We start from the raw sequence: 26,595 nt of genomic DNA on the forward strand, positions 1-26,595 counted from the left end.
AATATGAGGAAAAAACCTAATCTGATTTGGCGCGCACGACCAAGCATATTCTCGTTATCGCCGCGTGTACCGGGAGAGGTTGCCCGAAAAGCAGCCCCGCCGCTTCAGACCCGATGATAGGGGTGGCCGGAGAGAATGGTGACGGCCCGATAGAGCTGTTCGGCGATCAGGATGCGCACGAGCTGGTGCGGCCAGGTCATCTTTCCAAGGTTCAGCACCGCATCGGCGCGGGCATGAAGGCTCGGATCGAGACCATCGGCGCCACCGATCGCGATCATCAGGTCACGCTTGCCGCTGTCGCGGAACGTGCCGAGAAGCGATGAGAAGCCTTCCGAATCCAGCGCCTTGCCGCGTTCGTCCAAGAGCACGAGCAGACTGCCTTCGGCCAGTGCCTTTTCGAGCTGTGCGGCTTCCTCGCGCTTGCGCGTCTCGGCGTTCGAAGCACGGCTTTCGTTGACTTCGACGACGCGGGAAAGCTCAAGCCCGATCGCCGGACCGGCCTTGGAGAAGCGATCGAGATAACGGGCCGCAAGATCCTTTTCCGGCCCCGCCTTGAGGCGGCCGACTGCGAAAAGTCCGATACGCATGACCTTGTCCGTCCTCGCTTGCGCTGCAACGCGCACTGCATAGTTCCTGAAATCGGGTCGATTCAAGGAGAATCTTATACCGCGTTCCTGGAGCCTTCCAGCGTCGTTGCGCGCCTTGTCCGGTTGACGGGCCTGCAGGTTACGATCAGTCGCAACAAATATCCGGCTGACAACGCCGCACAAGGCGGCGCCAGCCCTTCACATTCATGCATGACCGCAACTCGGCTCGTCCGGCATTCAGCTGCGCGGCGACCCGGTCGGTCTCAATGCAAGGTGCCGTCCTCGATCTCGGGAGCCGCCCACATCTTCTCGATGTTGTAGAACTCCCGGATTTCCGGTCGGAAGATGTGAACGATCACATCACCGGTGTCGATCAGCACCCAGTCACCGCCTTCCAGACCTTCGACACGGGCATTGCCAAAGCCCCCGTCTTTCAGGTCGGTCGTCAGGTGATCTGCAATGGCCATCACATGCCTGTTCGATCGCCCGGAGACAACGACCATGAAGTCTCCCAGCGCCGACTTTCCGGCAATGTTGATGCTGACGATGTCTTCTGCCTTCGAGTCCTCTAGGCTCTCGAGGACCAGTTGAAGCGCACGGACAGCGGCTTCGTCGCTAGATCCCGTGCTGCGCGGGAATGCGGTAACCGCATATCCCTTGGCGTGTGCTGTTGTCAGGGTCTTTCCTTTCCACATGAACAGAACAGGCACTTCCGATTCGAACAAAGATCGAACCGTCCATGAATGTAGGCATCAAACCGTAGCTGTTTCAAGACAGCAGAACTGAATCCCAGGAAATCATACTCCACCGGCGGCGCGAAGCGCCGTCGAACTCATCGATGAGCGAGGTCCATGGATGAAGGTCCAGGCTGGCGCGCGGTGGAAGGGGAGGCGCCGCGCGTCGTCCTCGTCGATGCGAGCATAGTCGAAGGTTTTCGCCATGCGTGAGGAGAGATAGGCGAGCGTCGAGCCCGGCCGATCGATGACGGCGATCGGGAAAGTGCGGGCGATCTTCTGCCAGTTCTGCCAGCGATGGAAGCTCTTCAGGTTGTCGGCGCCCATGATCCAGACGAAGCGAATGTCGCGGTTTCGCGCCTGCACGATTTCGAGCGTGCGGGCGGTATAGCTCTGCCCCAGAGCCCTCTCGAACGCCGTCACCTTGATGCGCGGGTTGTGCGCGATCGCTTCGCTCATGGCGATGCGGTCGGCAAGCGGCGCCAGATTGTTGTGGTCCTTCAGCGGATTTCCGGGGGTCACCATCCACCAGAGCTGGTCGAGCCCGAGCCGTTGGATCGCCGTGTCGGCAACGAGCACATGGCCTTCATGCGGCGGGTTGAAGGACCCGCCGAAGAGGCCCACCACCATGCCGGCTTCGACATGGGGCATGCGCAGGTAGCGGGCGTTCACCCTGCCTGCCGTCACCTCAGGGCCTGACCTGTCCAGCACCACGCACCCGATACTTGAAAGAGGTCAGCTGTTCGACGCCGACCGGTCCGCGCGCATGCATCTTGCCCGTGGCGATGCCGATTTCACCGCCCATGCCGAATTCGCCGCCATCGGCAAACTGGGTCGAGGCGTTATGCAGCAAGATCGCGGAATCGATCTCCGAGAAGAAGCGCTCGACGACCCCGGGATCCTCGGCGATGACGGCCTCCGTGTGGGCCGACGACCAGGTCCCGATGTGCTCGATCGCACCGGCGATCCCGTCGACCAGCTTCACCGAGATGATGGCGTCGAGATATTCCGTTGCCCAATCCTCGTCGATCGCTTCCTTCAGGCCGTCGACCGCGCCTGAGAGCTCGTCGGAGACGCGTACTTCGCAGCCCGCTGACAGCAGGGCGTTCAGCAGCGGCTTGACCAGTCGGTCGGCGTCGTTGCGGTCGATCAGCAGTGTTTCGGCAGCACCACAGATACCAGTGCGGCGCATCTTGGCGTTGACGACGATCTTTTCCGCCATGGCGAGATCGGCAGAGGCATCGACATAGATGTGGCAGAGGCCTTCGAGATGGGCAAAGACCGGCACGCGCGCTTCGTTCTGCACCCGGGCAACGAGGCTCTTGCCCCCGCGCGGTACAATCACATCAATCGTGCCGCCAAGACCCGAGAGCATGGCGCCGACGGCCGCGCGGTCAGAGACCGGCACCATCTGGATCGCATGTTCCGGCAGGCCGGCGGCCTTCAGCCCTTCGACGAGGCAGGCATGGATCGCGCCGGAGGAATGGAAGCTGTCGGAGCCGCCGCGCAGGATCACGGCGTTGCCGGCCTTGAGGCACAGCGCGCCGGCATCAGCCGTCACGTTCGGCCGGCTTTCATAAATGACGCCAATGACGCCGAGCGGCGTGCGCACGCGCTCGATGTGCAGGCCGTTCGGCCGGTCCCATTCGGCAATGATGTCACCGACCGGATCCTTGAACTCGGCAATCGCGCGAATGCCGTTTGCCATGTCGCGGATGCGGCCTTCGCTCAGCGTCAGGCGGTCGATGAAAGAGGCGGCGACGCCGCCTTCGCGGGCGTTTTCAAGGTCGATCGCATTCGCCGAGAGGATCTCGTCCGTGCGGGCGACGATCGCATCGGCCATGGCGATCAGGGCGGCGTGCTTGCGTTCGGCGCTGGCGATGGCAAGCGGTCGGCTGGCGGCCTTGGCGTTGCGGCCGATCTCCAGCATGACGGTCTCGACGTCGCCCTTGTTTTTCACCTCGTCAAGCATGGACTTCATCCTTCCGGCTGCCCTCGGCCTCAGCGCGTTTTCCGGTCATCACCATATCGTCGCGGTGCACCATGGCGGCGCGGCCGGCATAGCCGAGGATCGCGGCGATCTCGGCCGATTTCTTGCCGGCGATCTGGCGGGCTTCGTCGGCATCGTAGCCGGCAAGACCACGGGCGATCTCCCGGCCGGAGGTGCCGAGAATGGCGATGGTGTCACCGCGGCTGAAGCTGCCCGTCACGTCACGGACGCCGGCCGGCAGCAGGCTCTTGCCCGAGCGCAGCGCCTCTTCGGCACCGGCATCGACGGCAAGCGTTCCGGCTGGTAGCAATTGACCGGCAATCCAGGTCTTGCGCGCGGTCACCGGCGAGCCTGATGGTGCGAACCAGGACGAACGGGCGCCGTCCTCGATCGCTGCCAGCGGATGGTTCGGCTTGCCTGAGGCGATGATCATGGCGCAGCCGGCGGTCGTGGCGATCTTGCCGGCATCGATCTTGGTGCGCATGCCGCCGCGCGAAAGCTCGGATGCCGCACCCCCGGCCATGGCCTCGATCTCAGGGGTGATCTCGGCGATCGTTTCGAGGAAGCGGGCGTTCGGGTCGAGATGCGGCGGGGCCGTGTAGAGCCCATCGATATCGGAGAGCAGCACCAGCAAATCGGCGCCGACCATGGTGGCGACGCGGGCGGCGAGGCGATCGTTGTCGCCATAGCGGATTTCTGTGGTCGCGACCGTATCGTTCTCGTTGATGATCGGCACGGCGCCGAGCTTCAGCAGCTGGTTGATGGTGGCGCGGGCGTTGAGGTAGCGGCGGCGCTCTTCCGTGTCGCCGAGTGTCAGCAGCACCTGTCCGGCGACGATGGCATCGGTCGAAAGGCTCTCCGACCAGGCGCGCGCGAGCGCAATCTGGCCGACGGCGGCGGCCGCCTGGCTCTCTTCGAGCTTCAGGGCACCTGCCGGCAGGTTGAGCACGGTACGGCCGAGCGCGATCGCGCCCGAGGAGACGACCAGCACTTCGACGCCCTTGGCCTTCAGGCCGGCGATGTCGGCGCACATGGCGTCAAGCCAGGCCTTCTTCAGCCCGGTGGCGCGGTCGACCAGCAATGCCGACCCGATCTTGATGACGACCCGGCGATACTTCAAAAGCGGCTTGCGGGTCTTGGTCATCTCAGAGGTTCTCCTCGCCATAGCCTTCACCGGCCTTGGCGGCGACGATGACGCTGCGCAACGCTCGCAGCGCTTCGGTCATGCCCTTGCCGACGGCGGCAGAGAGCAGCAGGGGCTGCTCGCCGCAGGCCTTGGCCAGCGCCTTGGCTTTCACCTTCAGCTCGTCCTCGTCGAGCACGTCGATCTGCGACAGTGCGACGATCTGCGGCTTGTCTTCCAGCCCGCCGCCATAGGCTTCGAGCTCGTGCCTGACCGTCTTATAGGCCTTGGCGACATCTTCCTCCTGGGCGGAGACGAGGTGCAGCAGCACGCGCGTGCGCTCGACATGGCCGAGGAAGCGGTCGCCGATGCCCACACCTTCATGCGCACCTTCGATCAGGCCGGGAATGTCGGCGATAATGAACTCGTTGCCGTCGATGGTGGCGACGCCGAGATTGGGATGCAGCGTCGTGAACGGATAGTTGGCGATCTTCGGGCGAGCGCGCGTGCAGGCGGCAAGGAAGGTCGACTTGCCGGCGTTCGGCAGACCGACGAGACCGGCATCGGCGATCAGCTTCAGCCGCAGCCAGAGCGTCTTCTCGTCGCCCTCGAGACCGGGGTTGGCCCAGTTCGGCGCCTGGTTGGTCGCGGACTTGAAGCGGGCGTTGCCGAAGCCGCCATTGCCGCCGGCGGCCAGCCGATAGCGCTGGCCCTCGGCGACCATGTCGACGATCAGCGTCTCGTTGTCTTCCTCGAAGATCTGGGTGCCGACCGGGACCTTCAGCGTCACGTCGTCGCCGCCGGCGCCGGTGCGGTTGCGGCCCATGCCGTGCTGGCCGGTCTTGGCCTTGAAGTGCTGTTGGTAACGGAAGTCGATGAGCGTGTTCAGGCCGTTGACGGCCTCAACCCAGACGTCTCCGCCACGGCCGCCGTCGCCGCCGTCCGGTCCGCCGAACTCGATGAACTTCTCGCGCCGGAACGAGACAGCGCCTGCGCCACCGTCGCCGGAGCGGATATAGACTTTCGTTTCGTCGAGAAATTTCATTGGGCTGCCATCTGTTCGGTGTAAGTGCGCGGTCTTAGAAAGTGTTACAGCGACCTTTGCAGGTCCTAAAGGATGCGCGGCGCTGTAATTTGCCGCCATCGATATAGGCGGTTTATTCGGAGGTCAAAGAATATCGTGCGGTTCGTTAGCTACAACATCCAATACGGCATCGGCCTCGACGGCCGCTTCGATCCCGAGCGTATCGCCGCCTCGATCGGGGACACCGACATCATCGCGCTTCAGGAAGTGACGCGCGGCTTCCACCGCAACGGCCATGTCGATCTCGTCACCCGCTTCGAAAAGCTGTTTCCTGGCCATTTCGCGGCCTTCCACGCGCCTTGCGACATCGACATCGGTTCGGCGATCGAGGATGGACGCGCCGTCAGCCGGCGCTTCCAGTTCGGCAACATGATCCTGTCGCGCTGGCCGATCCTTGCAACCCGGCTCATCCCCTTGCCGCGCACCCGCACGATCAGCCCGATGAACCTGCAGCGCGGGGCGACGGAAGCGCTGATCGCAACGCCCGACGGTCCGCTCCGGGTCTATTCCGTGCATCTCGATCATGTGCTGCCGGCCGAGCGTATTGCCCAGATCCGTTATCTCAAGGAGCGGCTGCTCGGTTATCCGCTCGAAGGCGGCGCGATCACCGGGGCGGCCGATTTCGGCATGGCCGAGCCGCCGCATCCGGAGGACTTCGTCGTCATGGGCGATTTCAACATGGAGCCGGAGACGCCGGAATACTGCGCGATGACGGGCTCGCGCGACGCCTTCTACGGCCGTTCGCTGCGGCTTGAGAATCCGGTCGATGCGCTTGCCCATCTCGGCCGCCTGACGCCTGAAAGCTATAGCTGGATCCATCCCGAAAACCCCGAAAAACGCATGCATCTCGACTATTGTTTCTTGAGCGCCGGCCTTGCGTCTCGTCTCATCGATGCCTGGACCGACTATGAGGCCAAGGGTTCCGACCACCTGCCTGTCGGTTTCACGCTCGCATGACAAAAAAGTCCCCGCGAAGCCCGAGCTTCGCGGGGATGTTCTCTAGTGCGGTCGGCGCAGATCGGCGGCGGTCAGCCGCGTCTCGATATGGGCGACCATGGCGTTGCGCGCGAGCGCATAGACCTGGGCGCAGCCGGTGATCTGGAAGCCGATCTTCTCCTGCACCTTCAGCGATCCCGGATTGTCGGCAAAGACGCCGGAATGCAGGGTCGTTTCGGGCATGCGGCGGAAGAAGCGCTCGACCGCCGCATAGGTCGCCTCCGAGGCAAAGCCCTTGCCCCAGTAGAAGCGGTTCAGCCAGTAGCCGACATGCCATTGGCCGTGGCGGAGCTCGATGCCGACGCAGCCGATGTGCACGTCGTCACCGGTGGTGACGGCGAAGGTCCAGTCTGGCGTCAAACCTGAAGTCTGCGCCGTCAGCCAGTCGAGCGCGTCCTGCTGATCGTAGGGCGCGGGAACGCGCGCCAGCATGCGCGCCACCTGGAAATCGCCGAGCGACTGGGCGATCGCCTCGGCGTCGTTTCGCCGATGCGGGCGCAGGACCAGGCGCTTGGTCTCGATGACCGGGCAGGGGCCGGGACCGGGGCGGGAAACGATCCGCTGGCGTTCGGAAGCGAGCGCGTTCATCGCATGCCTCCCCAGCTTCTCAAGGAGACCCAGGTCTTACGGTCGAGCCGGTACCATTCGACGGCGATCGAGCCGCCGAGCGCCAGGCTGCCGACCATGCCGCTGCCCTGGAACTGGAAACCGCACTTCTGGATGACCCGGCGCGATGCCAAGTTCATGACCCGGCAGCGCGCATCGATCTGGTCGATGTCGCGGGTGCGGAAGGCCATGTCGGTCAGGACCTGGGTGGCCTCGGTGGCATAGCCCTGGTTCCAATAGGGCTCGCCCAGCCAATAGCCGAGCTCCGCCGTCTTGCCATCGGGATGCGGCTCGATACCGCAACAACCGAGAAATGCGCCATTGTCCGCTTTGGTAATCGCGTAGACGCACTTGCCAATCGTGCCGGCTTTCGCGCGTCGCACGAAGTCGGCGGCATCGGCCGTCGTATACGGGTGCGGCATGCGCGAAACCATGGTCGCGACATTGGCATTGTTGGCAAGATGGGCAAGGGCGTCGATATCGTCTTCATGGGGCGCGCGCAGAACGAGCCGGGGTGACAACAATATCGGGCAATCGGTCCTTGACCGTTGGGGCCTCAGCCTCTGCTCGGGAGACCGGGATTGGTCTTCCCTCAACAACTCGGTTTGCATGGTTTCCTCCAGAAACGAAAAAGGGGAGTTGGGTATTGCCCCATCTCCCCTTTGAAGTCTGGCTTGGAACCATCAGGTGCGTCAGCCGGGTCGATGAGACGCCGGCTGTTTTAGAGCGCTACCGGCTTATTCCGCTGCTTCGGCTTTCGGCATTACAGACACGTACACGCGGCCATTGGCCTTCGTACGGAAGTCCACGTTGCCGGCCGTAAGTGCAAAAATCGTGTGGTCCTTACCGAGGCCGACATTGGCGCCCGGATGCCACTTCGTACCGCGCTGGCGCACGATAATGTTGCCTGCAATGACGTTCTCGCCGCCGAACTTCTTCACGCCAAGGCGCTTGGACTCAGAATCGCGACCGTTACGCGACGAACCGCCAGCTTTTTTGTGTGCCATTGGTGTTCTCCTTTAAACCTTAGATCCCTGAACTCAGTTTGCAGCGGCTTCAGCGGCAGCTTCAGACTTCTTCGAAGCCTTCTTTGCCTTGCCACCGGCAGCAGCGATGTCCAGGATGCGGACGGTCGTCTGGTGCTGGCGGTGACCGCGCGAGCGCTTGGAGTTCTGGCGGCGACGCTTCTTGAAGGCGATGACCTTCTTGGCGCGACCCTGCTCAACAACTTCCGCGCTGACAACGGCGCCTTCGACAAACGGAGCACCGATGGTTGCATCGGCGCCAACGCCGACCATCAGGATCTCGGTGAATTCGATCTTGTCGCCTGCAACGCCTTCCAGCTTTTCGATGGTGAGGACGTCGTTGGCGGCCACGCGGTACTGCTTACCGCCGGTCTTGATGACTGCGAACATTTTTTATCCTTTCATGTTCGATCCGGCTCTCTGCCCGAAGACAAGGCCGTCTTTTTCTCAGTCGACAGTTGAGTGGATCTCCTTTTCGGATATCCACCGGTGAATGGGCGCAAATCGCACCCGCTGCGGTGAAGCTAGGCCACACCACTTCATTGCGCGGATTACAAGGATTTGCACAGGCGTGTCAAGGCGAAAGCAACGAGGCCGTTACATATTCTTCAAACAAGGCCCTTGCCAGCACCCGAATCTGCCGCTATGAACCCGACCGCGCCGAACAAGCGCCGACCAGCAAAGCGGAGAGGTGGCTGAGTGGTCGAAAGCACCGCACTCGAAATGCGGCGTACGGGCAACCGTACCGTGGGTTCGAATCCCACCCTCTCCGCCATAATCTATCTCACCACCATGTGCTATGCGAAGCAGCCCGACTTCAGGGCGGTTCACGGAAGCTTCCGGGGTTCGTTGTTTAAACGCGCGTCTCTATCAACTCGACTTCGGCGTCCAGGAAACAAAATCGCCAGCAGGCTCGATATCTGTTTCAGGATGGGGGCGGGCACGTTCCTGTTGTGTCGGAGGCGGGGCGATCGATCGTTCTCCTTGCCAGCGGTCATCCGGCGCTTCCGATAGCCCACCCTGATATGGCGATCGCGGGTCGTGCGCCGCGTCAAAGGGTGACCCATCTGACAACGATGTCGCGGCGTTGTCGCCAGCGATTGCGGTTTGCCGAACTATAGCCATCGATGCCCTTGCGAACCGGGCAAGGGCGTCGGCGGCCGGGCTGACGGCACGTTCGTGCTTCCGCGGCGAAACGCAGCTGCCTAGGCGACTTTCAGCGCCGCGGAAATCTCCGACAAGGTGGCCTTCTCAGCATCGCTGACAGCGACGCCGCCGAAGCCCAGGAAGCCGCCTTCCTTGGCGGCTTCCGCCACCTTCTGGCTGATCTGGTATAGCCATGTGCTGAAGGCTGCGACATCACCCTGCGCCTTGGTCTCGACGAGTGTCCGGGCCTGATTCAGCGTTTCAATGCATCTGGCCTTCATGTCCTCCGGCTTGGCACCCTTGAGTTTCGTCTGCAGCCCATCGCGAGCGGCGGTCCGGCCCTCCGAGGTTTCGAAGTCGGCGACCAGCGCCTTGACGAGCGGGCTTGCTGCGGCATCGGCTTTTGCCTGCAGAAGTGCGCTGCTGTTGGCGATGCCTTCCTTCATCATCCCCCAGAGGCCGCTCGGCTCCGCGGCCGTCACGGCAATGCCGGCCATCATCACGCTCTCCAGGAGCAGCGTCCATTCTTCCGGGGTGAATGTCGATTTGTCGGCCATGGCCGTCTTCCTTCCTATCCGGTTTCGTCGATGACAATCGCCAACGGTCCGTGCGGAATGCAGGGCCGGCAGCTCATGCTTGGGCTGGTTCTTCAGGTCGCCAGTGAGGCGAGCTTGGTCTTCAATGCATCGATTGCGGGTTTCACGATGTCGGAAGCGCCGGGTATCGCCAGCACCTTGTCGAAAAGCCCGTTGAGCGTTGGCATCATTGGCCCGACGAGCGCGGAAAGGGCTGCCTTCTGTTCGGCAGACAGTTGCCCGGTGGCGCCCGTGACTTTGTCGAGCCCGGCTGAAATCTCCTCCAGTTTCGGCAGGGCGGCCGTGGCCGAGGCGGCGTCCGTGACACCGGTCAGCGTTGTCTGCAGGCTCGCCATGCTGTCCTGGACCTGCCGGCCGATGTCGACCCCGCCGACCGTCAAGCTTTGCCCCGCCGTGCCAGCCTGTGGCGCGACCTCTCCGCTCGGTCTGCCGAACAGATAGAAGAGCACGGCTGCAAGCGCGAGTACGGCAATCACCCAGTAGAGCCAGTTGCGCGACCCGGACGGCGTCGCCGCCTCGGCTGCGCGCTGACCGGCTCCACCGACGGACGAAGCCGCTGTCGCGGCGCTGCGGGCGACCTGGCTCGCCGAGGCCGCGGCAGACTGTGCCGAAACGCCGAGCCCGCCGAGCAAGCCTGTTCCGCCAAGCAGTTCTCTTGCGCCGGAGGGCAGGGCGGCCGCGATGTTGTCCTTCTGGCTCGCGAGCAGTCCGGCGATGCCATTGGCGCTGAGATCGCCGCCGCTCTGCCGGGCAAGGCCACCCAGCACGAGGGGAGCAAGCGTCGCCAGCAACGAACCGCTCGCCCGCGGGTCCATGCCGGAGATCCCGCCGATGGCGTTCGCAAGCGCACTGCCGTCCTTTGCCCCGAAGATTGACGAAATGATCTGTGACCCGTTCTGGCTAAGCGTCGCCTGATCGCCTCCCTGAAGCATCCCGATGAGACTGTCGAGCGATCCGCCTTGTTGACTGGCGGTATCGGCGATCTTCTGCGCCCCGCCCGGTTGCGCGGCGACACCCGTCAGTCCCGCCAGCACCGCGGGAATGGCGGCGCTGACGGCGCCCTGCACCTTGCTGCTGTCGAGCCCGAGCGCCGAAGCGATGCGTGCGATCATGTCAGGGGTAAGCATCTGCGCGATGTACGAAACAAGATTGCTGGCCATTGGCTTTTCCTCCACGTTGATGTCGTCGGGCATCGACGGCGCTCATGGAGCGGTCGTCCGACGGCGCGGCAATTGGCTGCAAGCAATTCGCGTTTATCTGATTGTCGGCCGCGAGGCGGGTTCCTCTGGAACCTTCGGCCCAAAAATATTAGCACTTGTGGATGTAAATGGCCAGTTCTCGGCAACTTGCGGAAACGGCAGAACGCGGTGCATTGAACACGCGCGCTAGTGCGCCAGCATGTTGAGCGGCCCGTGACCCGGCAGCCGAGGCAGGAGGGAAGAAGGCGGACCGTCGGCCGCAGGGCCGGTTTAAGGGTCGCGACGACAGCGCCGCAGGATGCTTGCGGTCACGCGCGGGCCGGCCTGACCTGATGCCCGCACCCATAGTCTGATCCCCGGCCGCGAGGCCAGGGATCCCGTCGGTTTCGCTTTACTTCTTCGGCGATTGCTCCGCCGGCGGCGGTGCCGCCTGCAGGTTGCCGAGAAGCGACGAGATGGCATTTTCACCGTTGAAGCCGGCTTCCTTCAGCAGTTGGTCGACGATCGGCTTGTTGGCCTGGTAGGACAGGAGCTGGCCCGCCAACCCGTCGCCAAGGCCGATGCCGTTTGCAGCACCGTCGCCGCCGCCGTTGCGGCCGAGCATGCCGCCGGTGTCGAAGATGCGGATGTCGGAGATCTTCTCGATCGGCTTGACCGCTTCTGCCAGCGCTTCGGGAATGATGCGGATGCGTTCGCGCAGGATCTCGAATTCAATGATGGCGGAGCTCAGCTTGTTGCGGGCTTCGTTGAGCAGCGCCTCGCTCTCGGCTGCGGCCTTGCCGGTTTCGAGCACGCCCTTCGCCTTGATGATCGCGGCGTCGGCCTCGGCGGTGGCCAGCGTCTTGATCGCATCGGCCTGGTCGAGGGCCGCCTGCTTTTCGGCTTCGGCGCCGACGGTCACGGCGGTCGCTTCGGTTTCGGCGTTCTTGCGGGCGTCGATGACGGCGATCTGGCGTTCGCGTTCAGCGATTTCCACGGCCTTTGCGGTTTCCACCTTTTCTTCCGCGGCAATGGCGAGCGCACGGGCGGTTTCAGCCTGGGCCTTCGCCTCGGACTCTTCCCGGCTCTTGTTGGCAACCGCGATGGCGCTTTCCTGCGAAACGATCTGCAGGTCGCGGCGGGCTTCCGTGTCGCGCTGCTGCACGGCGCGGGTGGCGTCGATGTTGGCGCTTTCACGCGCCTGCTTGGCAAGTGCTTCGCGTTCGGCGATCGCCTGCTCGGCGGCGATGCGAGCTTCTTCCTCGGCGCGCTTGGCCGCCTGTTCCTGCTGCGCGGTTTCGGCGCGGGTGGCGGCCGACTTGTTGGCGATGTCGCGTTCCTGGTTCAGCTCCGCCTCGCGCTTGGTGCGCTCGATCGTCAGCGATTGCTGGCGGGCTTCCAGATCCTTCTGGGCGATCGCGACTTCGGTATCGCGCACGATCTCGTTGCGCTCCTTCTTGCGGCCCTCGGTAATGCGGGTCAGCGCCGCAAGACCATGCGCGTCGAAGAAGTTGTTGGCGTTGAAGTGCTTGATATCCGTCTGGTCGAGACGGGTCAGCGAAACGGATTCGAGTTCGAGACCGTTCGACTGCAGGTCGGCGCCGACCGCTTCCTGCACCGCCTTGACGAAATCCATGCGCTGTTCCTGCAGCGCGTCGAGGCTCATGGTGGCGGCGACCGAGCGCAGACCGTCGACGAACTTGGCCTCGATCAGCACGCGCAGCTGTTCGGCATCGTTGGTACGGTCGCCGAGTGTCTGGGCTGCAAGCGCGATCGAGGAGGCATCGGGCTTCACGCGGACATAGAATTCCGCGCCTATATCGACGCGCATGCGGTCCTTGGTGATCAGCGCGTCGCCTTCGCCGCGGCGAACTTCAAGGCGCAGCGTCTTCAGGTTGACGCGGGCGATCGAGTGGAAGATCGGCAGCACGATGGAGCCGCCGTCGAGGACCACCTTCTGGCCGCCAAGGCCCGTGCGCACATATGCTTCGTCGCGGCTCGAGCGGGTATAGAGCGATGCAAGAACAAAGCCGATGCCGAGGATCAGGACGATGCCGATGCCGGCCGGCACCAAGAGTTCATAAAACATGGTTGCTCCGTGAGACTTTAAAACGTGGGAATATTAAGGATTGGGCGGCGTCAGCAGGTCTGCCGGCGCCGATATCGCAATGAAAATGTTGGAAACGCGGTCGACGACGAGCACCTGCGTGCCGATGGCGATCGGTTGCTCGTTGCGGGCGGCGCGCGCGCGCAGCACATGCCAGTTGCCGTGGCGATCCTTGAGGCGGATGCGTCCCGGCAGGCCCTGGTCCAGTGGGCCGACGGTGACTTCGCCGCTGCGGCCGACGAAATCGCCGAGATCAACGGCATAGCTTTCGTCACGCGGCACGATCTTTGCCACCCATCGGCTTGACATCCGAACTGCGGGCAGCGAGACGGCGAGTGCCGGTAGCGCCGCAACAAGGGCAGGCAGCGGCGCCCACAGGGCCCCGGCCACCGCCTGGATGACAAAACCGATCATCGCGAAGAGGCCGAGGAAAAGCATCAGCAGCACGAGCAGCGGTACGCCGCCGACATTGAACCAGGACATCAGCCCGCCCAATGCGTTGTGGTCGTCCAGCCAGGCCTTGTCGATCGCCTCACCCAGCGAGAAGCCGAGCAGCAGGCAGAGGAGCTCGATGCCGGTGAAGGCGGCCAACATCACCGCCGCAACCGCGAAGGGTAGGGATTCCGGGGCGAGGAAGAACAGCATCGGCGTCAGTGCTGCTTTGCCTTGAGTGCGGCCAGTCTCGCCTCGATCGCCCGATCGCGATGCAGGCGGTCGAGTTCGTCCAGCTCGGCGCTGCTGCCGTGTTCTCCGCCCGGTACGCCCGTGGCGCGGGAGACAGCGGCAGCGGCGCGGGCGGCACCGTCCACCGGGCTGGGCTTTGCCAGGCCCGAAACCTTGCTCTCGGGGAACTGGGCGATGCTGCGCTTGAGATCGGCGAGCCGCGCCTCGGCCTCGCGGCGGGTGGCAAGCACCGCCTGCAGCGCCTGCTGGCCCTCTTCGAGATCGGTGCGGGCGCCGGCCAGCGCCTTGTCCAGCGCGGCCAGCTGCGATTCCAGGTCGATCTGGCGGGCGACACCGGCCTTGGCAAGGTCTTCCCGGGCGGCAGAGATGGCGGTGCTGATCTTTTCGTCGAGCTTTTCGAGATCGGCGCCGATTTCGTCGCGGCGGCTGAGGATGCGATACTCCTCGGCGCGTGCCTGGCCGATATCGCTCCGGGCCTCTTCAGCCGCTGCGTCGATTTCGCGGAGTGCCTGTTCGACGATCACGATCTTGTTGCTGCCTTCCGCCTTGTCGACGGCGGCATTGGCGAGACCGGCGATCAAGCGGCCCATACGGGATAGGATGCCTTCATTCGTCATCATTTTCTTCTCCGTTCGGTCGGAATGCGTGGTGACGCCAATGTGGATCTGATAGCCGCCTTTCTGTGCAACGAGCTGGGCGGCGAAGATATTCAGAGTGCCCGGCGAATAGCCGGCGACGTCGTATGGGATCGCGACGCGACCACGCACGGTGGCGACGGTCAGATCCGACGGTCCCTTGATTGCGAAAAGCTTGTCGTCCAGCGGCAGCCTTTCGGCATTGGCCTGCTGTCCGCGGTTTGCCGCGAAGTCACGCAGTCCAAGCGTGACCATGCGCGCCGGAAGCCCGGTGCGCTCCCGGACCGTTTCGTAGGCAAGTTCATGCAACGTTACGAGATTGGCGCCCGCCTTTTCGCCGGCGAGTTCATCGAGCATCGCCAGCATGTCGGCGTAGGCAACGAAGGTTTCTTCCAGCGCGCGTCTGGCCTCCGCGTCCGGCGCGAGATCGTAGTACAAGATCGACGTGTGGTTGCTCTGAGCCATGAGCAATAACATAAAGTACCACTTTCGTGCTTTCAAGGATTGGCTCAGGTTTAAGTTGCAATATTCTTCTGCTGAACGCACTCAACGGTCGCGCGCCGGCAATGCGGGTTGCAGCGGGCGGAAGAGGGGCGCGTTGAAAGCGGACGATTGTCCGGCGGGTTCACTCCGCCGCGTTGTTGCGCAACCAGGTTTCCAGCGCGGCAATCACCGAGAGCCGCAGGCTTGCGCCCTTGGACAGGGCGCGGGTGAGGGACAGGTCGTCGCCGGCAAATCCCATCTCGGCCATGATGTCGTTCGCCCGCATCCGGCGGCGATTCATGATCGTGCGGATTTCGGCGATCGTTTCGGAGAGCAGGTAGCGACCGCTGGCAATCGCGGGGGGCGCTGCGAGCGGCGGATCGATATGAGCGTGTGGGGCAAGCCCGTCCGGGCCGCCATTGCTGCTCAGCCACTTGAGGAACGTTTCACGCTCGGTGGGGCTTGCCTTGGTCCAGGAATTCTTGAGCTTGTCGAGGCGCGTGCGCTCGTCCTTAAGCCCTGCCGCGATAAGCGCCTTGCGCAGTGACGGGATGCGCCCGGCGATCAGATCCGCGTGGATGTCGGGAAAATCGAGTTTCAGGCGCTGCACGTCCGCGGTTTCGTCGCTCTTGGTTTTCTTCGACATGCTCATTCCCGCGTCGTTCGTCGGCGACATGCTCTAGCGTGCTCGTGCGCCCGGCGCGAGCGAAATAGGTCGCTATCCTCTATCCTTTGTCCGTCGACCCCGTTAGGGAGCGCATGGAGAATAACGCGACGCTGCGTGCTGTGCCCTTCGCCTGATGTCATGCATCCAGCTTTACGCAAGTCCCTTCGCCTATAGTCACCTCAATGGCCGGGATGTGACACGGCGAATGAAGGACAATGATATGTCAAACGATATCGAGCATTACCGCGACCCATCCGACAGGATGGTTGCCCTCTATCTCGCGAACAATGACGGCGACGAACTGACCGATGTCTTGGTCGCCGCGCTTGAAGATGCCTTCCGCATCCTCCGTGACGAGATCTCCGGCGAAACGATGCATTGAGCGGAGCGCGTCTCCTCCACGAACTATTTTTCGAACGTAATCCACCATCGGTTGCGAATCGAATCAGGGATGTCCTGTTCTGACCGGGTTCCAATCGGCGATGCGGCGGATGTCGGGAGAATTCGCGGCCACGTATCGCTTGCGCTAGGGGAGACGCACAAGCATGACATTTTCTATCTGGCATACGGTCATAGCGCTGCTGATTATCGGCGTACCGGTCTGGCTGATCCTTCGGGCCTCGAAGCGCTCACGCTAAAGCGCGTCGCAGATCAAGTCTGCTTCATCGCATATCGCTGTCGCAAAATCGGCGCGCACATCGCTCGGCATGTTTGGCGCATCAAGGCGCGAGCGATTGGCCGTAGAGAACAAGGCGTTGCGGAGTTCCGATTTCAACGGGATCCATGCCCGCTTGATGTCCTTCGACGACGACTGCCGAACCGGCCTGCTTGCAGGCTGGTGTTTCATTCGATGACCATCGGGCGCGCCGTTCAAGCTTCCTGAAGCAGCGCCTGGGCTGAAAGGGCTGACGCCAGTACGGTCGCATCGGTTCCGTTTCTCCCAACCAGCATCAGTCCGGCCGGCCGCACAAGGCCCGGCATCGGCAGGGTGATAGCGGTGAGATCGAACTGGTTGGCGACCTGGCAGTTGCGCAGCAGCAGGCTCTCGACGCGGTCGTATTCCGCCGCGTCGATGTCGACGCTTGCGATGGACACGGCCGCAATCGGCGTCGTCGGCAGTGCGATGAGATCGTAGGGCGAGAGCCGCTCGTCCATGGCGGCGGCGAGCGCATGCCGGGTTTGCAGCAGGGCCGAGATCGCCGCGTCGGGCACCAAAAGGCGGCGGCGAAGCGAGAACTTGACCCTTTCGTCGACTGGGGCGGCCGCATCACCCAGCCATCCGGCGTGGATACGGCTTGCCTCCAGGCCCGCAACCGAGCCGATCCGCGTCGCTTCGCCGAGCTTCTCGATCAAGTCATCGATGGTGCAGTCGACGATCTTGGCACCCGCTTTGGCCAGTCGGTCGAGGCTTGCCGCAAAGGCGTCGGCGACTTCGGGGGAGAGGTCTTCAAACAGCCTGCCACGTGGGATGCCGATACGAAGATCTGCGACAGGACGGGCGACAAGCGGCCTTGGCTGCTCGCCGGCCATCACAGCATCGGTCGCTGCACAATCGGCCACGGTCCGGGCGAGCGGTCCGAGCGAATCCAGAACCGGCGAGAGCGGAAAGGCGCCATCGAGCGGGATGCGGTTCGCCGTCGGCTTGAAGCCGACGATGCCGTTCAGCGCCGCGGGGATGCGGATCGAGCCACCGGTATCTGAACCGATGGCAATGTCACAGGTGCCTTCTGCTGTCGACACGCCAGCGCCCGAGGATGAACCGCCGGGGATCAGGCTTTCGTCGGTGGCGTTGCCGGGTACCGGGTAGTGCGGATTGAGGCCGATGGCCGTAAACGCGAATTCGGTCATATGCGTCTTGCCGATAATGACTGCACCGGCAGCCCGCAGCCGCTGGACAACGAGCGCGTCTTTTTGGGCCGGCGGCGCGTCGCGGCGGATGATGGAGCCGGCAAGCGTCGGTTCGCCGGCGATATCCAACAGGTCCTTGATTGAAACGATCTTGCCGTCGAGCGGCCCAAGGCCGTCCCCCGCCTGCCGGCGGCGGTCGGCCGCGTCTGCCTCGCTCCGCGCGCGCTCTTCGTAGAGCCGGACAAAAGCCTTTTGCTCGTGCCGACGATTGTTGAGCCGGCTCAGGATCTGTTCCAGGCGGTCGCGGACGGAGACGTTGGCGGCATGGGACACGATGATCACCTGTCGATTTCTGTGGCCACCGAACGGGGGCAGGAGGCGGGTTCGTTGCCCGGATTCACCAAGGCCAACGCTGATCGCCTTTGATAACAGCATTGGCAGCGTTTGCCATCGTCCCATTGTCGCCGCGGCCAGCTCCGGCCTTCACCGAACTGTCGCCAAACCGTTCAAATAGTTTCATGCGCCTGTTACGTCGCTGACACCCAGATGACCAAAGGTCCGGCACGCGCGGTGGCGCTGCCGAATCGGAGGTCTGTTTGGCCGATATCCTCAAGACGCTTTCGAGGCGTTCTTTCCTGCTTTCCGCCGGTGCCGCGGGCTTCGTGGCCTCATCCGGTCTTGCGACACCCTTTTATGCACGCGGCTACGGCCGGCCGGAATTCATTCACGGCGTGCAATCGGGCGATGTCGATACGTCCTCCGGCATGATCTGGACACGGGTGGATCGCCCGTCGAAGGTGTCGGTCGAATACTCGACCACCGAGAGCTTCTCCAACCCCCTTCGCCTTTCCGATCTGACGGCGACGCCGCAGACGGATTGCGCGATCAAATGTTCGCTCGACGGGCTGCTGCCGGACCAGGATATCTTCTACCGCTTCACCGCCACGGATCTCTACGACGTCAACCGCGTCTCCGCGCCGGTCACCGGCCGGTTTCGCACCGCCCCCTTGCGCAAGCGCTCGATCCGCTTCGTCTGGTCCGGCGACACGGCCGGGCAGGGCTGGGGCATTGATGATGTCGGCATGAAGACCTATTCGACCATGCGCCAGCACGAGCCGGACTTCTTCATTCATTCCGGTGACACGATCTATGCCGATAACCCGATCCCTGACGAGATAGCGCTACGTGATGGCGGTGTCTGGAAGAACCGCGTGGTGACGCATGAGAAGCGCGACGTGGCGCGGACGCTGGAAGAATATCGCGGGCAATGGAAATACAATCTGCTCGACGAGCATGTGCGGCAACTCAACGCCGTGTGCCCCACTTTCTATCAATGGGACGACCACGAGGTGCTGAACAACTGGTCGGCCTCGACCGACCTGCGCGACGACGCGCGCTATCCGGAAAAGGATGTTGCCGTCTATGCGGAGCGGGCGGCGCGGGCGTTCAACGAGATGACGCCGATCCGCATGCCGGCAACGCAGCCCGGCCGCATCTTCCGCAAGATCGGCTATGGTCCGTTGCTCGACGTGTTCTTCGTTGACCTCAGATCCTATCGCGGCGCCAACCAGGGAGAAGACGGCGGCGGCGCCCTGTTCGGCTGGCGGCAGGTCGACTGGCTTAAGCGCGAACTTGCTGCCTCGCGGGCCACCTGGAAGGTGATCGCCTGCGACATGCCGATCGGTCTCGTCGTCTGGGACGATTACACCAACCGGCGCGGTTCGGACGCGATCGCCAATGGCGACAACGGTCCGCCCGCGGGGCGCGAACGCGAATTTGCCGATCTCCTGCGCTTCGTCCGCGACAACGGCATCGACAACCTCGTCTGGCTGACGGCGGACGTGCACTACACCGCCGCGCATCACTACGATCCGGGGCGCGGCGCATTCAAGGATTTCACGCCGTTCTGGGAGTTCGTGTCCGGTCCACTGCATTCCGGCACCTATGGGCCGAAGGAGCTCGACATGACCTTCGGGCCGGAGGTTCGCTTCATCAAGGCATCCGGCGGCGGCATCGACCAGAACCTGCCGCCATCGGCTGGTCTGCAGTTTTTCGGCATCGTCGATATCAACGGCCAGACGCAGCAGATGACGGTGCGGCTGATGGACCGGCAGGACCAGGAACTCTGGCGCGTGACGCTCGATCCGGCCGCAATTGCATGAGGAATTCGGTCGCGGCCAACAGCTTTGCAAACGGCGTTCGTGAGACCCCTGACGAGTGCAAACCCATGGCCTACCGGCATTTGAACACGACGCTCATGCGCGCGCCCCCCTTTCGCAATCGCAAAAAAACCTGTATGAGCGCGACCATTGAAAAAGCGGCGTGGCCCATCGGGGCTTGCCCTGAACCTTCCGAGACGAAAAATGAGCATTCGTAACATCGCGATTATCGCGCACGTCGACCATGGGAAAACGACCCTTGTTGACGAGCTCCTGAAGCAGTCGGGCTCGTTCCGCGAAAACCAGCGCGTTGCCGAACGCGTCATGGACTCCAACGACATCGAAAAAGAACGCGGCATCACCATCCTCGCCAAGGCGACTTCGGTCGAATGGAAGGGCGTGCGCATCAACATCGTCGACACCCCCGGCCACGCCGACTTCGGCGGTGAAGTCGAGCGCATCCTGTCGATGGTGGACGGCGCTATCGTTCTCGTCGACGCTTCCGAGGGCCCGATGCCGCAGACGAAGTTCGTCGTCGGCAAGGCGCTGAAGGTCGGCCTGAAGCCGATCGTCGCGATCAACAAGATCGACCGCCCGGACGGCCGCCACGAAGAAGTCATCAACGAAGTCTTCGACCTCTTCGCCAACCTCGACGCCTCTGACGAGCAGCTCGACTTCCCGATCCTCTACGGTTCGGGCCGCGATGGCTGGATGAACGTCAACCCGGAAGGTCCGAAGGACCAGGGCATGGCGCCGCTGCTCGACCTGGTGCTGCAGCACGTGCCGGAGCCGACGGTTGCCGAAGGCCCGTTCCGCATGATCGGCACGATCCTCGAAGCCAACCCCTTCCTCGGCCGCATCATCACCGGTCGCGTTCACTCGGGCACCGTCAAGCCGAACCAGGCCGTCAAGGTTCTCGGCCAGGATGGCAAGCTGCTTGAAACCGGCCGTATCTCGAAGATCCTCGCCTTCCGCGGCATCGAGCGTCAGCCGATCGAAGAAGCACAGGCAGGCGACATCGTTGCGATCGCCGGCCTTACCAAGGGCACCGTCGCCGACACCTTCTGCGATCCGTCGGTCGCCGAAGCGCTGACCGCGCAGCCGATCGACCCGCCGACCGTCACCATGTCCTTCATCGTCAACGACAGCCCGCTTGCCGGCACCGAAGGCGACAAGGTCACGAGCCGCGTCATCCGCGACCGCCTGTTCAAGGAAGCCGAAGGCAACGTTGCGCTGAAGATCGAAGAATCCTCGGAAAAGGACTCCTTCTTCGTATCGGGCCGCGGCGAACTGCAGCTTGCGGTTCTCATCGAAACCATGCGTCGTGAAGGCTTCGAGCTTGCCGTTTCGCGTCCGCGCGTTGTCATGCACAAGGATGACAACGGCCAGATGCTCGAGCCGATCGAAGAAGTCGTGATCGACGTCGACGAAGAGCATTCGGGCGTCGTCGTGCAGAAGATGTCCGAGCGCAAGGCCGAGATGGTCGAACTGCGTCCGTCTGGCGGCAATCGCGTCCGTCTGGTGTTCTTCGCTCCGACCCGCGGCCTCATCGGCTACCAGTCGGAACTTTTGACCGATACCCGCGGCACGGCGATCATGAACCGCCTGTTCCACGCCTACCAGCCCTACAAGGGCGAGATCGGTGGTCGCGTCAACGGCGTTCTGCTTTCGAACGACGCCGGTGAATCGGTTGCCTACGCGATGTTCAACCTGGAAGACCGCGGCCCGATGATCATCGACGCCGGCGAGAAGGTCTATGCCGGCATGATCATCGGCATCCACACCCGCGACAACGATCTCGAAGTGAACGTGCTCAAGGGCAAGAAACTCACCAACATGCGCGCCGCCGGCAAGGACGAAGCCGTTCGCCTGACGCCGCCGATCCGCATGACGCTCGAGCGCGCGCTCTCCTGGATCCAGGACGACGAGCTGGTCGAAGTGACGCCGAAGTCGATCCGTCTTCGCAAGCTGCACCTCGACCCGAACGATCGCAAGCGCTTCGAAAAGGCCCGCACGGCTGGCGCTGCTTGATCGATCCTGATCGATCCTACGACTTTCAGAAAAACCCCGGAGCGATCCGGGGTTTTTTGCTGTGTGTGCCACCGATGGGCGACTTGCGGATAAAGTTAAAAAGGCGTTAACCTTCCATTGGGTGCCGTTAAAGTTGCCTGTGGGTTAACGCAGGCTGGCAACCGGGCGGGATTCCTGTTCGCCTTGTGTGTGTTTAGAGTCGCGAGTCATGAAGACTGTTTCGATAGAGATTCGGCCCGGAGAGCCGCAGGAAGCGTCGGCAATTGCCGATGTGCACCGCGTTTCGTGGCTGCAGACCTATGGCGGTCTCATTCCCCATCGTCCGCTCGTTCAGATGGTCAATCGCCGTGACGAGACCTGGTGGCGCAAGGCGACCCGCGGCCCTGCCACGCTGCTCGTCGTCGACGTCGCCGGAACCATCGCCGGCTATGCAACGCTCGGCCTCAGCCGCGCCAAGGCCCTGCCGCAGGAAGGCGAGATCTACGAGATCTACCTGAGGCCGGAATACCAGGGCATCGGCCTCGGGCGAATTCTCTTCGGCGAGGCCAAGAGCCTGCTGCGTTCGCTCGGCTGCCGTGGCCTCGTCGTCTGGTGCCTCGAAGACAGCGAGCATGCCTACCAGTTCTTCCAGGGTGCCGGCGGCACCGATATCGCCGAAGGCATGGAAGATTTCGGCGACAAGCACCTGAAGAAGGTCGGCTTCGCCTGGAACTAGGCCCGATGCCTCCGCGACACTGAAATCAAAGACTTACTCAGGCAGTTCGTTGTTGGGATCGGCCGCCTTGTCGCCCCGCGTGCCGTGATAGGTGGGCTTGTCGACGCCGCAGCGGAAGGTCGGTGCCACCTCGTCGGCGATCTTGCGAGCAAGCGCATTCGGATCGGGATTGGCAAGCGCATCGACATAGCCGGCGACGCAACCCTTGCCGTCATCCTTCTCGGCCACCTTGGAAATGACGAGCACCTGCCCCTGAAGTGCAGGAACCGAAGCGCCGGACGCGTCCGTGTTCTCGATGAACCAGCGCAGGATCGTCGCTACGGCCTTGCCATCCTTGGCAACCCGCCACTCCACGGTCGTGCCGGCGTGGTTGAATGGAATGAAACTCTCGAAAGCGTCGTCGGCATAGCGCTGGTTCAGGTGGCCGAACGAAACACTCTGGCGGATGTCGGCTTCCTTGAAGCGAACGGGATAGTCTGCATGGCCGGGGCAGGTCATCAACGCGTACATGCCCTCTTCTTCGGCGATCGTCTTACACTTGTCGCGGCCGATGTCGGTATAGACGCTCTCATTGGCCAAGACGGGGCCGGCGGACAAAAGCACCAGCGCCAGGCATGCAACCCTTCCGTTCATACGAAACTCCCTCAAACGCGATTGGCAGACCTGTAGAGGTCGATGGGCAGGCGCAAAACGACCGGTTGAATCTGCGCTACGGACGAAAGTTATGTTGCATCGCGGCATGTTTCCCTTTATCCGACGGGCAAACTTCTCAAACCGACCCTGGAGTAGATCCATGCGCATCGACGCGATTTCCATCGGAAAGAATCCACCAGAAGATGTCAACGTGATCGTTGAGGTTCCCGTCGGCGGCCATCCGATCAAGTACGAGATGGACAAGGAAGCCGGCACGCTGGTCGTCGACCGCTTCCTCTATACGCCGATGACCTATCCGGGCAACTACGGCTTCGTGCCGCATACGCTCTCGGACGATGGCGATCCGATCGACGTTTTGATCTGCAACACCCGTCCGCTGGTTCCGGGCTGCGTCATCAATGTGCGCCCGATCGGCGTGATGATGATGGAAGACAATTCCGGTCAGGACGAGAAGATCATCGCCGTTCCGTCGGGTCACCTGACGCAGCGCTACGACAAGGTTCACGAATACACCGACCTGCCGGAAATCACGCTGAAGCAGATCGAGCACTTCTTCGAGCACTACAAGGATCTGGAGCCCGGCAAGTGGGTGAAGATCTACGGCTGGAAGGATGCTTCCACCGCCCGCCAGCTGATCAAGGAAGCCGTCGAGCGCGCCAAGGGCGCCAAGTAAGCTTTATCTGCCGGCCAGTTCGGCAAGGCGTTTCATCAGATCCTCCGGGTCGCTCTCGATCCGGAGGATTTTTTTGCGCTGCGTTTCGCCTGAGATGAGGGAGAGCTTGCTCTTGGCAAGCCCGAGCGTCTTGGCAAGAAAGGCAAGCAGTGCCTGATTGGCCTTGCCTTTCTCCGGGACCGCGCGGACGCGCACTTTCAGATATTCTTCGCCATCCGCCGCTTCCAGCCCGTCGATGGCATCACGGCCGCCGTTCGGCGTCAGGCGCACCGTCAGGCGAACATGGTCGCCATGCGCGGTGAAGGCCGTGCTACTCACCCTGCACCTGGCCGGCCGTCGTCAGCCCAGCAAGGCCGGCGCGATCGTCGTGTTCAGGAAAAGCTGGATGAAATAGAGGATTACCAGAACGACCAGCGGCGAAAGGTCGACGCCGCCCATGTCGGGCAGGATGCGGCGGATCGGGCGGTAGAGCGGCTCGGTTAACTGGTAAAGCGAGCGGCCGATCATGTTGATCGCCTGGTTGTTCACGTTGATGACATTGAACGCGTAGAGCCAGGAAAAGATGGCCGACGCGATGACCAGAAACCACGCGATGTTGATGATGAAGTTCAAGGTGCCGATAACAGCAAGCATGCCGGTCTCCAAATCGTTATTGACAGACATGTAGACATTGAGACCTAAACGAGCAAGTACGCCGGTTTATCGGGCGCGATCATGTTTAACGTGTGGCCGCTCGACAGTCGGTGCCGACGAAAGCGTGTCGCGATCCTTCAGATGCGCTGCCTGCCTTTTGAATATTGACGTTTCACTTGTCGTTATCGCAAAACCGCGACCCAGTTTTGCGCAACCCGCTTCAGGAGCGACTTCCTCATGTCCGCCGTCCATGCCTCGCATCGTTTTGCCGCGTTTCGGCATGTCGGCTATCGTCGCTACTTCTTCTCGCGCTTCCTCGCCTATTTCGCGATCCAGATCATCTCTGTCGCGGTCGGCTGGCAGATCTACGATCTGACGCGCGATCCCTTCGATCTCGGCTTGATCGGCCTTTTCCAGTTCCTGCCATCGCTGGTGCTGATCCTCGTCACAGGATCCGTGGCCGACCGCTACAACCGGCGCATGATCATGGGCGTCTGCATGGTGGTCAGCACGCTTTGCGCAGCGGCGCTGCTCGCGCTGACAGTCACCGGGCTGTTTTCGCCGTGGCCGGTTTATGCGGTTCTCGTGGTCTTCGGCATCGAGCGTGCATTCCTTGCACCCGCGTCGCAATCGCTGGCGCCTAACCTCGTGCCGCCGGAAGATCTGCCCAACGCGATCGCCTGGAACTCCACCTCCTGGCAGACCGCGATGATCGTCGGCCCGGTCGCGGGTGGTCTCATCTACGCGCTCGGCGCGGTCTTTCCTTATGCCATCGGCTTCTGCTTCTTCCTCGCCTCCGCATTCATGGTCTTTGCCATTCCGAAGCCGGCGACGCGCACCCAGGCCTCGGCGCAAAGCTGGCAGACGATCACCGCCGGCTTCCGCTACATCAAGGCGGAGAAGGTGGTGCTCGGCGCCATATCGCTCGACCTTTTTGCAGTGCTGCTCGGCGGCGCCGTGGCGCTGATGCCGGTCTTTGCCCGCGATATCCTCGACCTCGGCCCCTGGGGGCTCGGCCTGTTGCGCGCGGCCCCGGGTGTCGGCGCCGTTGCCATGGCGGTCTGGCTGGCGGCGCACCCGATCCGCCATCGCGCCGGTTTCTACATGTTCATCGGCGTGGCGCTCTTCGGTCTCGGCACCGTTATCTTCGGCCTTTCAGCGACCCCCTGGGTCTCGATCGCGGCCCTCGTCGTCATGGGTGCTGCCGACATGGTATCGGTCTATGTGCGCGAGACGCTGATCACGCTCTGGACGCCGGACGAACTGCGCGGCCGGGTCAACGCCGTCAACATGGTCTTCATCGGCGCGTCGAACGAACTTGGCGAATTCCGCGCCGGCATGATGGCGTCCGGCTTCGGCGGGGTCTTTGCCGTCGTCTTCGGTGGCATGGGCACGCTGCTCGTCTCAGGGCTTTGGGCGCTTGGCTTTCCGCAATTGCGCAAGATCGATACGCTCGACGTGCCCGATCACCACAAGTAAACGGTGCGAGCGGACAGCACGTTACGCGCTTTCCGCCTTTTCTCCCGGCCGTTCATCGCGCAGGAAGATCAACTCAAGGAAGTTCTCCATCCAGGTGCGCAGCGGCCCGTCGTGCTGCATGCGGCCGTCGAGATGGGCCTTGCCCACCTGGGCACCGGGCATCTCGAAGCGATGGGCGCCGTGCACCACCCAGCGATGCATCATGGCGCGGGTGAGTTCGCCGTGGAACTGGATGCCCCAGGCATTGTCACCGTAGCGGAAGGCCTGGTTGGGATAGGTGTCGCCGGTTGCGAGCAACTCGGCACCGGAAGGCAGGTCGAAGCCCTCGCGGTGGAAATGGTAGACCATGGCCGGCCAGTCCATCAGCGCCTTGCCGGCCTCGGTCGCAACCAGCGGATACCAGCCGATTTCGGTCATGCCCTCGTGATGGGGTGCCACCGAGCCGCCGAGGTTGCGCGCGAGCATCTGCGCGCCGAGGCAGATGCCGAGATAGGGCTTGTTTTCCTTGAGCGGCACGGAAAGCCAGTCGATCTCGCGGCGGACGAACTCTTCCTCGTCATTGGCGCTCATCGGGCCGCCGAACACGATCGTGCCGCTGTGCCGTTCCAGCGTTTCCGGCAGATCGTCGCCGAGCGCCGGACGACGGATGTCGAGCCCAAAACCCTTCTGCTCGAGTATCTGGCCGACGCGGCCGGCGCTCGATCGCTCCTGATGCAGGATGATCAGGACGGGTTTTCGGGCGCTGTCGTCGGGCATCGGCAT

At 62.9% G+C, this 26,595-nt stretch carries 28 protein-coding genes and 1 tRNA gene; 8 read left to right on the plus strand and 21 right to left on the minus strand.

Features of this window, described 5'->3' with window-relative positions:
- Positions 1-104: 104 nt before the first annotated feature.
- The 6 genes from rlmH to obgE form a co-directional block, all read right to left on the minus strand.
- Positions 105-587 carry a 23S rRNA (pseudouridine(1915)-N(3))-methyltransferase RlmH gene (gene rlmH, locus ASE71_RS13365; protein WP_060521428.1) on the minus strand — a complete coding sequence of 161 codons (483 nt, stop codon included), beginning with the start codon at positions 585-587 and terminating at the stop codon, positions 105-107.
- 263 nt (positions 588-850) lie between these two features.
- Positions 851-1,282: a ribosome silencing factor gene (gene rsfS / locus ASE71_RS13370; RefSeq protein WP_034802667.1), complete on the minus strand. Its 432-nt coding sequence runs from the start codon at positions 1,280-1,282 to the stop codon at positions 851-853.
- 102 nt (positions 1,283-1,384) lie between these two features.
- Complete coding sequence (locus ASE71_RS13375) at positions 1,385-1,993, minus strand: nicotinate-nucleotide adenylyltransferase (RefSeq protein ID WP_113135856.1); 609 nt, start codon at positions 1,991-1,993, stop codon at positions 1,385-1,387.
- 16 nt (positions 1,994-2,009) lie between these two features.
- The gene (locus tag ASE71_RS13380) at positions 2,010-3,293 is read right to left on the minus strand and encodes a glutamate-5-semialdehyde dehydrogenase (RefSeq protein ID WP_060521427.1); all 1,284 of its coding nucleotides are present in this window, start codon (positions 3,291-3,293) and stop codon (positions 2,010-2,012) included.
- Positions 3,286-4,455: a glutamate 5-kinase gene (gene proB / locus ASE71_RS13385; protein WP_060521426.1), complete on the minus strand. Its 1,170-nt coding sequence runs from the start codon at positions 4,453-4,455 to the stop codon at positions 3,286-3,288. The genes ASE71_RS13380 and proB overlap by 8 nt, the downstream gene beginning before the upstream one ends.
- Before the next feature lies 1 nt (position 4,456).
- Entirely contained in the window at positions 4,457-5,479 is a 1,023-nt protein-coding gene (obgE, locus tag ASE71_RS13390) for a GTPase ObgE (RefSeq protein WP_060521425.1), read from the minus strand.
- A 135-nt stretch (positions 5,480-5,614) separates the two neighbouring features.
- On the opposite strand from obgE, the gene ASE71_RS13395 reads away from it, so the two are divergent.
- Positions 5,615-6,475: an endonuclease/exonuclease/phosphatase family protein gene (locus tag ASE71_RS13395; RefSeq protein WP_060521424.1), complete on the plus strand. Its 861-nt coding sequence runs from the start codon at positions 5,615-5,617 to the stop codon at positions 6,473-6,475.
- Between the two features lie 42 nt (positions 6,476-6,517).
- On the opposite strand, the gene ASE71_RS13400 is transcribed toward ASE71_RS13395, so the two are convergent.
- The 4 genes from ASE71_RS13400 to rplU form a co-directional block, all read right to left on the minus strand.
- Positions 6,518-7,102: a GNAT family N-acetyltransferase gene (locus ASE71_RS13400; protein ID WP_060521423.1), complete on the minus strand. Its 585-nt coding sequence runs from the start codon at positions 7,100-7,102 to the stop codon at positions 6,518-6,520.
- Positions 7,099-7,731: a GNAT family N-acetyltransferase gene (locus ASE71_RS13405; protein WP_060521422.1), complete on the minus strand. Its 633-nt coding sequence runs from the start codon at positions 7,729-7,731 to the stop codon at positions 7,099-7,101. The genes ASE71_RS13400 and ASE71_RS13405 overlap by 4 nt, the downstream gene beginning before the upstream one ends.
- A 126-nt stretch (positions 7,732-7,857) precedes the next feature.
- Positions 7,858-8,127 carry a 50S ribosomal protein L27 gene (rpmA, locus tag ASE71_RS13410; RefSeq protein ID WP_034802646.1) on the minus strand — a complete coding sequence of 90 codons (270 nt, stop codon included), beginning with the start codon at positions 8,125-8,127 and terminating at the stop codon, positions 7,858-7,860.
- Positions 8,128-8,160: 33 nt separating this feature from the next.
- Positions 8,161-8,535 carry a 50S ribosomal protein L21 gene (gene rplU, locus ASE71_RS13415; protein ID WP_034802644.1) on the minus strand — a complete coding sequence of 125 codons (375 nt, stop codon included), beginning with the start codon at positions 8,533-8,535 and terminating at the stop codon, positions 8,161-8,163.
- A 295-nt stretch (positions 8,536-8,830) separates the two neighbouring features.
- Here rplU and ASE71_RS13420 point away from each other — a divergent pair.
- Positions 8,831-8,920, plus strand: a tRNA-Ser gene (locus tag ASE71_RS13420).
- 430 nt (positions 8,921-9,350) lie between these two features.
- On the opposite strand, the gene ASE71_RS13425 is transcribed toward ASE71_RS13420, so the two are convergent.
- From ASE71_RS13425 to ASE71_RS13450, 6 genes are all read right to left on the minus strand, one after another.
- Positions 9,351-9,848: a hypothetical protein gene (locus ASE71_RS13425; RefSeq protein WP_034802641.1), complete on the minus strand. Its 498-nt coding sequence runs from the start codon at positions 9,846-9,848 to the stop codon at positions 9,351-9,353.
- A 92-nt stretch (positions 9,849-9,940) separates the two neighbouring features.
- Positions 9,941-11,047 (minus strand): DUF937 domain-containing protein, encoded by a 1,107-nt coding sequence (locus tag ASE71_RS13430; protein ID WP_060521421.1) that lies wholly within the window; start codon positions 11,045-11,047, stop codon positions 9,941-9,943.
- Between the two features lie 430 nt (positions 11,048-11,477).
- A complete protein-coding gene (locus tag ASE71_RS13435; protein ID WP_060521420.1) occupies positions 11,478-13,154 on the minus strand; it encodes a flotillin family protein in 1,677 nt (558 codons plus the stop codon).
- 33 nt (positions 13,155-13,187) lie between these two features.
- Positions 13,188-13,817: an OB-fold-containig protein gene (locus tag ASE71_RS13440; RefSeq protein ID WP_060521419.1), complete on the minus strand. Its 630-nt coding sequence runs from the start codon at positions 13,815-13,817 to the stop codon at positions 13,188-13,190.
- Between the two features lie 5 nt (positions 13,818-13,822).
- Complete coding sequence (locus ASE71_RS13445; protein WP_082566524.1) at positions 13,823-14,956, minus strand: PspA/IM30 family protein; 1,134 nt, start codon at positions 14,954-14,956, stop codon at positions 13,823-13,825.
- Positions 14,957-15,116: 160 nt separating this feature from the next.
- Entirely contained in the window at positions 15,117-15,620 is a 504-nt protein-coding gene (locus ASE71_RS13450) for a hypothetical protein (protein ID WP_060521568.1), read from the minus strand.
- Positions 15,621-15,861: 241 nt separating this feature from the next.
- Between ASE71_RS13450 and ASE71_RS36415 the strand changes: the two genes are divergently transcribed.
- Positions 15,862-16,023 (plus strand): hypothetical protein, encoded by a 162-nt coding sequence (locus tag ASE71_RS36415; RefSeq protein ID WP_164475063.1) that lies wholly within the window; start codon positions 15,862-15,864, stop codon positions 16,021-16,023.
- A 488-nt stretch (positions 16,024-16,511) separates the two neighbouring features.
- On the opposite strand, the gene ASE71_RS13460 is transcribed toward ASE71_RS36415, so the two are convergent.
- Positions 16,512-17,822, minus strand: a complete 1,311-nt coding sequence (locus ASE71_RS13460) for an amidase (protein WP_060521567.1) — start codon at positions 17,820-17,822, stop codon at positions 16,512-16,514.
- Positions 17,823-18,085: 263 nt separating this feature from the next.
- Here ASE71_RS13460 and ASE71_RS13465 point away from each other — a divergent pair, with 263 nt between their 5' ends.
- The 3 genes from ASE71_RS13465 (at position 18,086) to ASE71_RS13475 (ending at position 22,394) form a co-directional block, all read left to right on the plus strand.
- Positions 18,086-19,651, plus strand: a complete 1,566-nt coding sequence (locus ASE71_RS13465; RefSeq protein WP_060521416.1) for an alkaline phosphatase D family protein — start codon at positions 18,086-18,088, stop codon at positions 19,649-19,651.
- A gap of 201 nt (positions 19,652-19,852) precedes the next feature.
- The gene (typA, locus tag ASE71_RS13470; protein WP_034802622.1) at positions 19,853-21,679 is read left to right on the plus strand and encodes a translational GTPase TypA; all 1,827 of its coding nucleotides are present in this window, start codon (positions 19,853-19,855) and stop codon (positions 21,677-21,679) included.
- A 208-nt stretch (positions 21,680-21,887) separates the two neighbouring features.
- A complete protein-coding gene (locus ASE71_RS13475; RefSeq protein ID WP_034802619.1) occupies positions 21,888-22,394 on the plus strand; it encodes a GNAT family N-acetyltransferase in 507 nt (168 codons plus the stop codon).
- Between the two features lie 33 nt (positions 22,395-22,427).
- On the opposite strand, the gene ASE71_RS13480 is transcribed toward ASE71_RS13475, so the two are convergent.
- A complete protein-coding gene (locus ASE71_RS13480; protein ID WP_060521415.1) occupies positions 22,428-23,027 on the minus strand; it encodes a hypothetical protein in 600 nt (199 codons plus the stop codon).
- 160 nt (positions 23,028-23,187) lie between these two features.
- Here ASE71_RS13480 and ppa point away from each other — a divergent pair, with 160 nt between their 5' ends.
- Entirely contained in the window at positions 23,188-23,721 is a 534-nt protein-coding gene (ppa, locus tag ASE71_RS13485; protein ID WP_034802613.1) for an inorganic diphosphatase, read from the plus strand.
- Between the two features lie 3 nt (positions 23,722-23,724).
- On the opposite strand, the gene ASE71_RS13490 is transcribed toward ppa, so the two are convergent.
- On the minus strand, positions 23,725-24,039 hold the full coding sequence (locus ASE71_RS13490; protein ID WP_060521414.1) for a DUF167 domain-containing protein: 315 nt from the start codon (positions 24,037-24,039) through the stop codon (positions 23,725-23,727).
- 21 nt (positions 24,040-24,060) lie between these two features.
- Complete coding sequence (locus ASE71_RS13495) at positions 24,061-24,354, minus strand: YggT family protein (RefSeq protein WP_089044330.1); 294 nt, start codon at positions 24,352-24,354, stop codon at positions 24,061-24,063.
- A gap of 237 nt (positions 24,355-24,591) precedes the next feature.
- On the opposite strand from ASE71_RS13495, the gene ASE71_RS13500 reads away from it, so the two are divergent.
- Positions 24,592-25,833: an MFS transporter gene (locus ASE71_RS13500; RefSeq protein ID WP_060521413.1), complete on the plus strand. Its 1,242-nt coding sequence runs from the start codon at positions 24,592-24,594 to the stop codon at positions 25,831-25,833.
- Between the two features lie 21 nt (positions 25,834-25,854).
- Here ASE71_RS13500 and ASE71_RS13505 read toward each other — a convergent pair whose 3' ends face one another.
- Positions 25,855-26,595, minus strand: coding sequence for a glutamine amidotransferase (locus ASE71_RS13505; RefSeq protein ID WP_370689573.1), 741 nt, complete (start codon positions 26,593-26,595; stop codon positions 25,855-25,857).

It is taken from the genome of Ensifer sp. Root954 (assembly GCF_001429005.1).
Lineage (GTDB): Bacteria > Pseudomonadota > Alphaproteobacteria > Rhizobiales > Rhizobiaceae > Ensifer > Ensifer adhaerens.

What these genes read in the sequence shown, in the direction of transcription:
- obgE (WP_060521425.1), bottom strand. Translation starts at nt 5,479, where the DNA reads ATGAAATTTCTCGACGAAACGAAAGTCTATATCCGCTCCGGCGACGGT.
- ASE71_RS13495 (WP_089044330.1), bottom strand. Translation starts at nt 24,354, where the DNA reads ATGCTTGCTGTTATCGGCACCTTGAACTTCATCATCAACATCGCGTGG.
- typA (WP_034802622.1), top strand. Translation starts at nt 19,853, where the DNA reads ATGAGCATTCGTAACATCGCGATTATCGCGCACGTCGACCATGGGAAA.
- ASE71_RS13425 (WP_034802641.1), bottom strand. Translation starts at nt 9,848, where the DNA reads ATGGCCGACAAATCGACATTCACCCCGGAAGAATGGACGCTGCTCCTG.
- ASE71_RS13380 (WP_060521427.1), bottom strand. Translation starts at nt 3,293, where the DNA reads ATGCTTGACGAGGTGAAAAACAAGGGCGACGTCGAGACCGTCATGCTG.
- ASE71_RS13400 (WP_060521423.1), bottom strand. Translation starts at nt 7,102, where the DNA reads ATGAACGCGCTCGCTTCCGAACGCCAGCGGATCGTTTCCCGCCCCGGT.
- ASE71_RS13430 (WP_060521421.1), bottom strand. Translation starts at nt 11,047, where the DNA reads ATGGCCAGCAATCTTGTTTCGTACATCGCGCAGATGCTTACCCCTGAC.
- ASE71_RS13480 (WP_060521415.1), bottom strand. Translation starts at nt 23,027, where the DNA reads ATGAACGGAAGGGTTGCATGCCTGGCGCTGGTGCTTTTGTCCGCCGGC.
- ASE71_RS13475 (WP_034802619.1), top strand. Translation starts at nt 21,888, where the DNA reads ATGAAGACTGTTTCGATAGAGATTCGGCCCGGAGAGCCGCAGGAAGCG.
- ASE71_RS13445 (WP_082566524.1), bottom strand. Translation starts at nt 14,956, where the DNA reads ATGGCTCAGAGCAACCACACGTCGATCTTGTACTACGATCTCGCGCCG.
- ASE71_RS13440 (WP_060521419.1), bottom strand. Translation starts at nt 13,817, where the DNA reads ATGCTGTTCTTCCTCGCCCCGGAATCCCTACCCTTCGCGGTTGCGGCG.
- ASE71_RS13500 (WP_060521413.1), top strand. Translation starts at nt 24,592, where the DNA reads ATGTCCGCCGTCCATGCCTCGCATCGTTTTGCCGCGTTTCGGCATGTC.
- rsfS (WP_034802667.1), bottom strand. Translation starts at nt 1,282, where the DNA reads ATGTGGAAAGGAAAGACCCTGACAACAGCACACGCCAAGGGATATGCG.
- rplU (WP_034802644.1), bottom strand. Translation starts at nt 8,535, where the DNA reads ATGTTCGCAGTCATCAAGACCGGCGGTAAGCAGTACCGCGTGGCCGCC.
- rlmH (WP_060521428.1), bottom strand. Translation starts at nt 587, where the DNA reads ATGCGTATCGGACTTTTCGCAGTCGGCCGCCTCAAGGCGGGGCCGGAA.
- ASE71_RS13435 (WP_060521420.1), bottom strand. Translation starts at nt 13,154, where the DNA reads ATGTTTTATGAACTCTTGGTGCCGGCCGGCATCGGCATCGTCCTGATC.
- ppa (WP_034802613.1), top strand. Translation starts at nt 23,188, where the DNA reads ATGCGCATCGACGCGATTTCCATCGGAAAGAATCCACCAGAAGATGTC.
- ASE71_RS36415 (WP_164475063.1), top strand. Translation starts at nt 15,862, where the DNA reads ATGTCAAACGATATCGAGCATTACCGCGACCCATCCGACAGGATGGTT.
- ASE71_RS13405 (WP_060521422.1), bottom strand. Translation starts at nt 7,731, where the DNA reads ATGCAAACCGAGTTGTTGAGGGAAGACCAATCCCGGTCTCCCGAGCAG.
- ASE71_RS13450 (WP_060521568.1), bottom strand. Translation starts at nt 15,620, where the DNA reads ATGTCGAAGAAAACCAAGAGCGACGAAACCGCGGACGTGCAGCGCCTG.
- ASE71_RS13505 (WP_370689573.1), bottom strand. Translation starts at nt 26,595, where the DNA reads ATGCCGATGCCCGACGACAGCGCCCGAAAACCCGTCCTGATCATCCTG.
- proB (WP_060521426.1), bottom strand. Translation starts at nt 4,455, where the DNA reads ATGACCAAGACCCGCAAGCCGCTTTTGAAGTATCGCCGGGTCGTCATC.
- rpmA (WP_034802646.1), bottom strand. Translation starts at nt 8,127, where the DNA reads ATGGCACACAAAAAAGCTGGCGGTTCGTCGCGTAACGGTCGCGATTCT.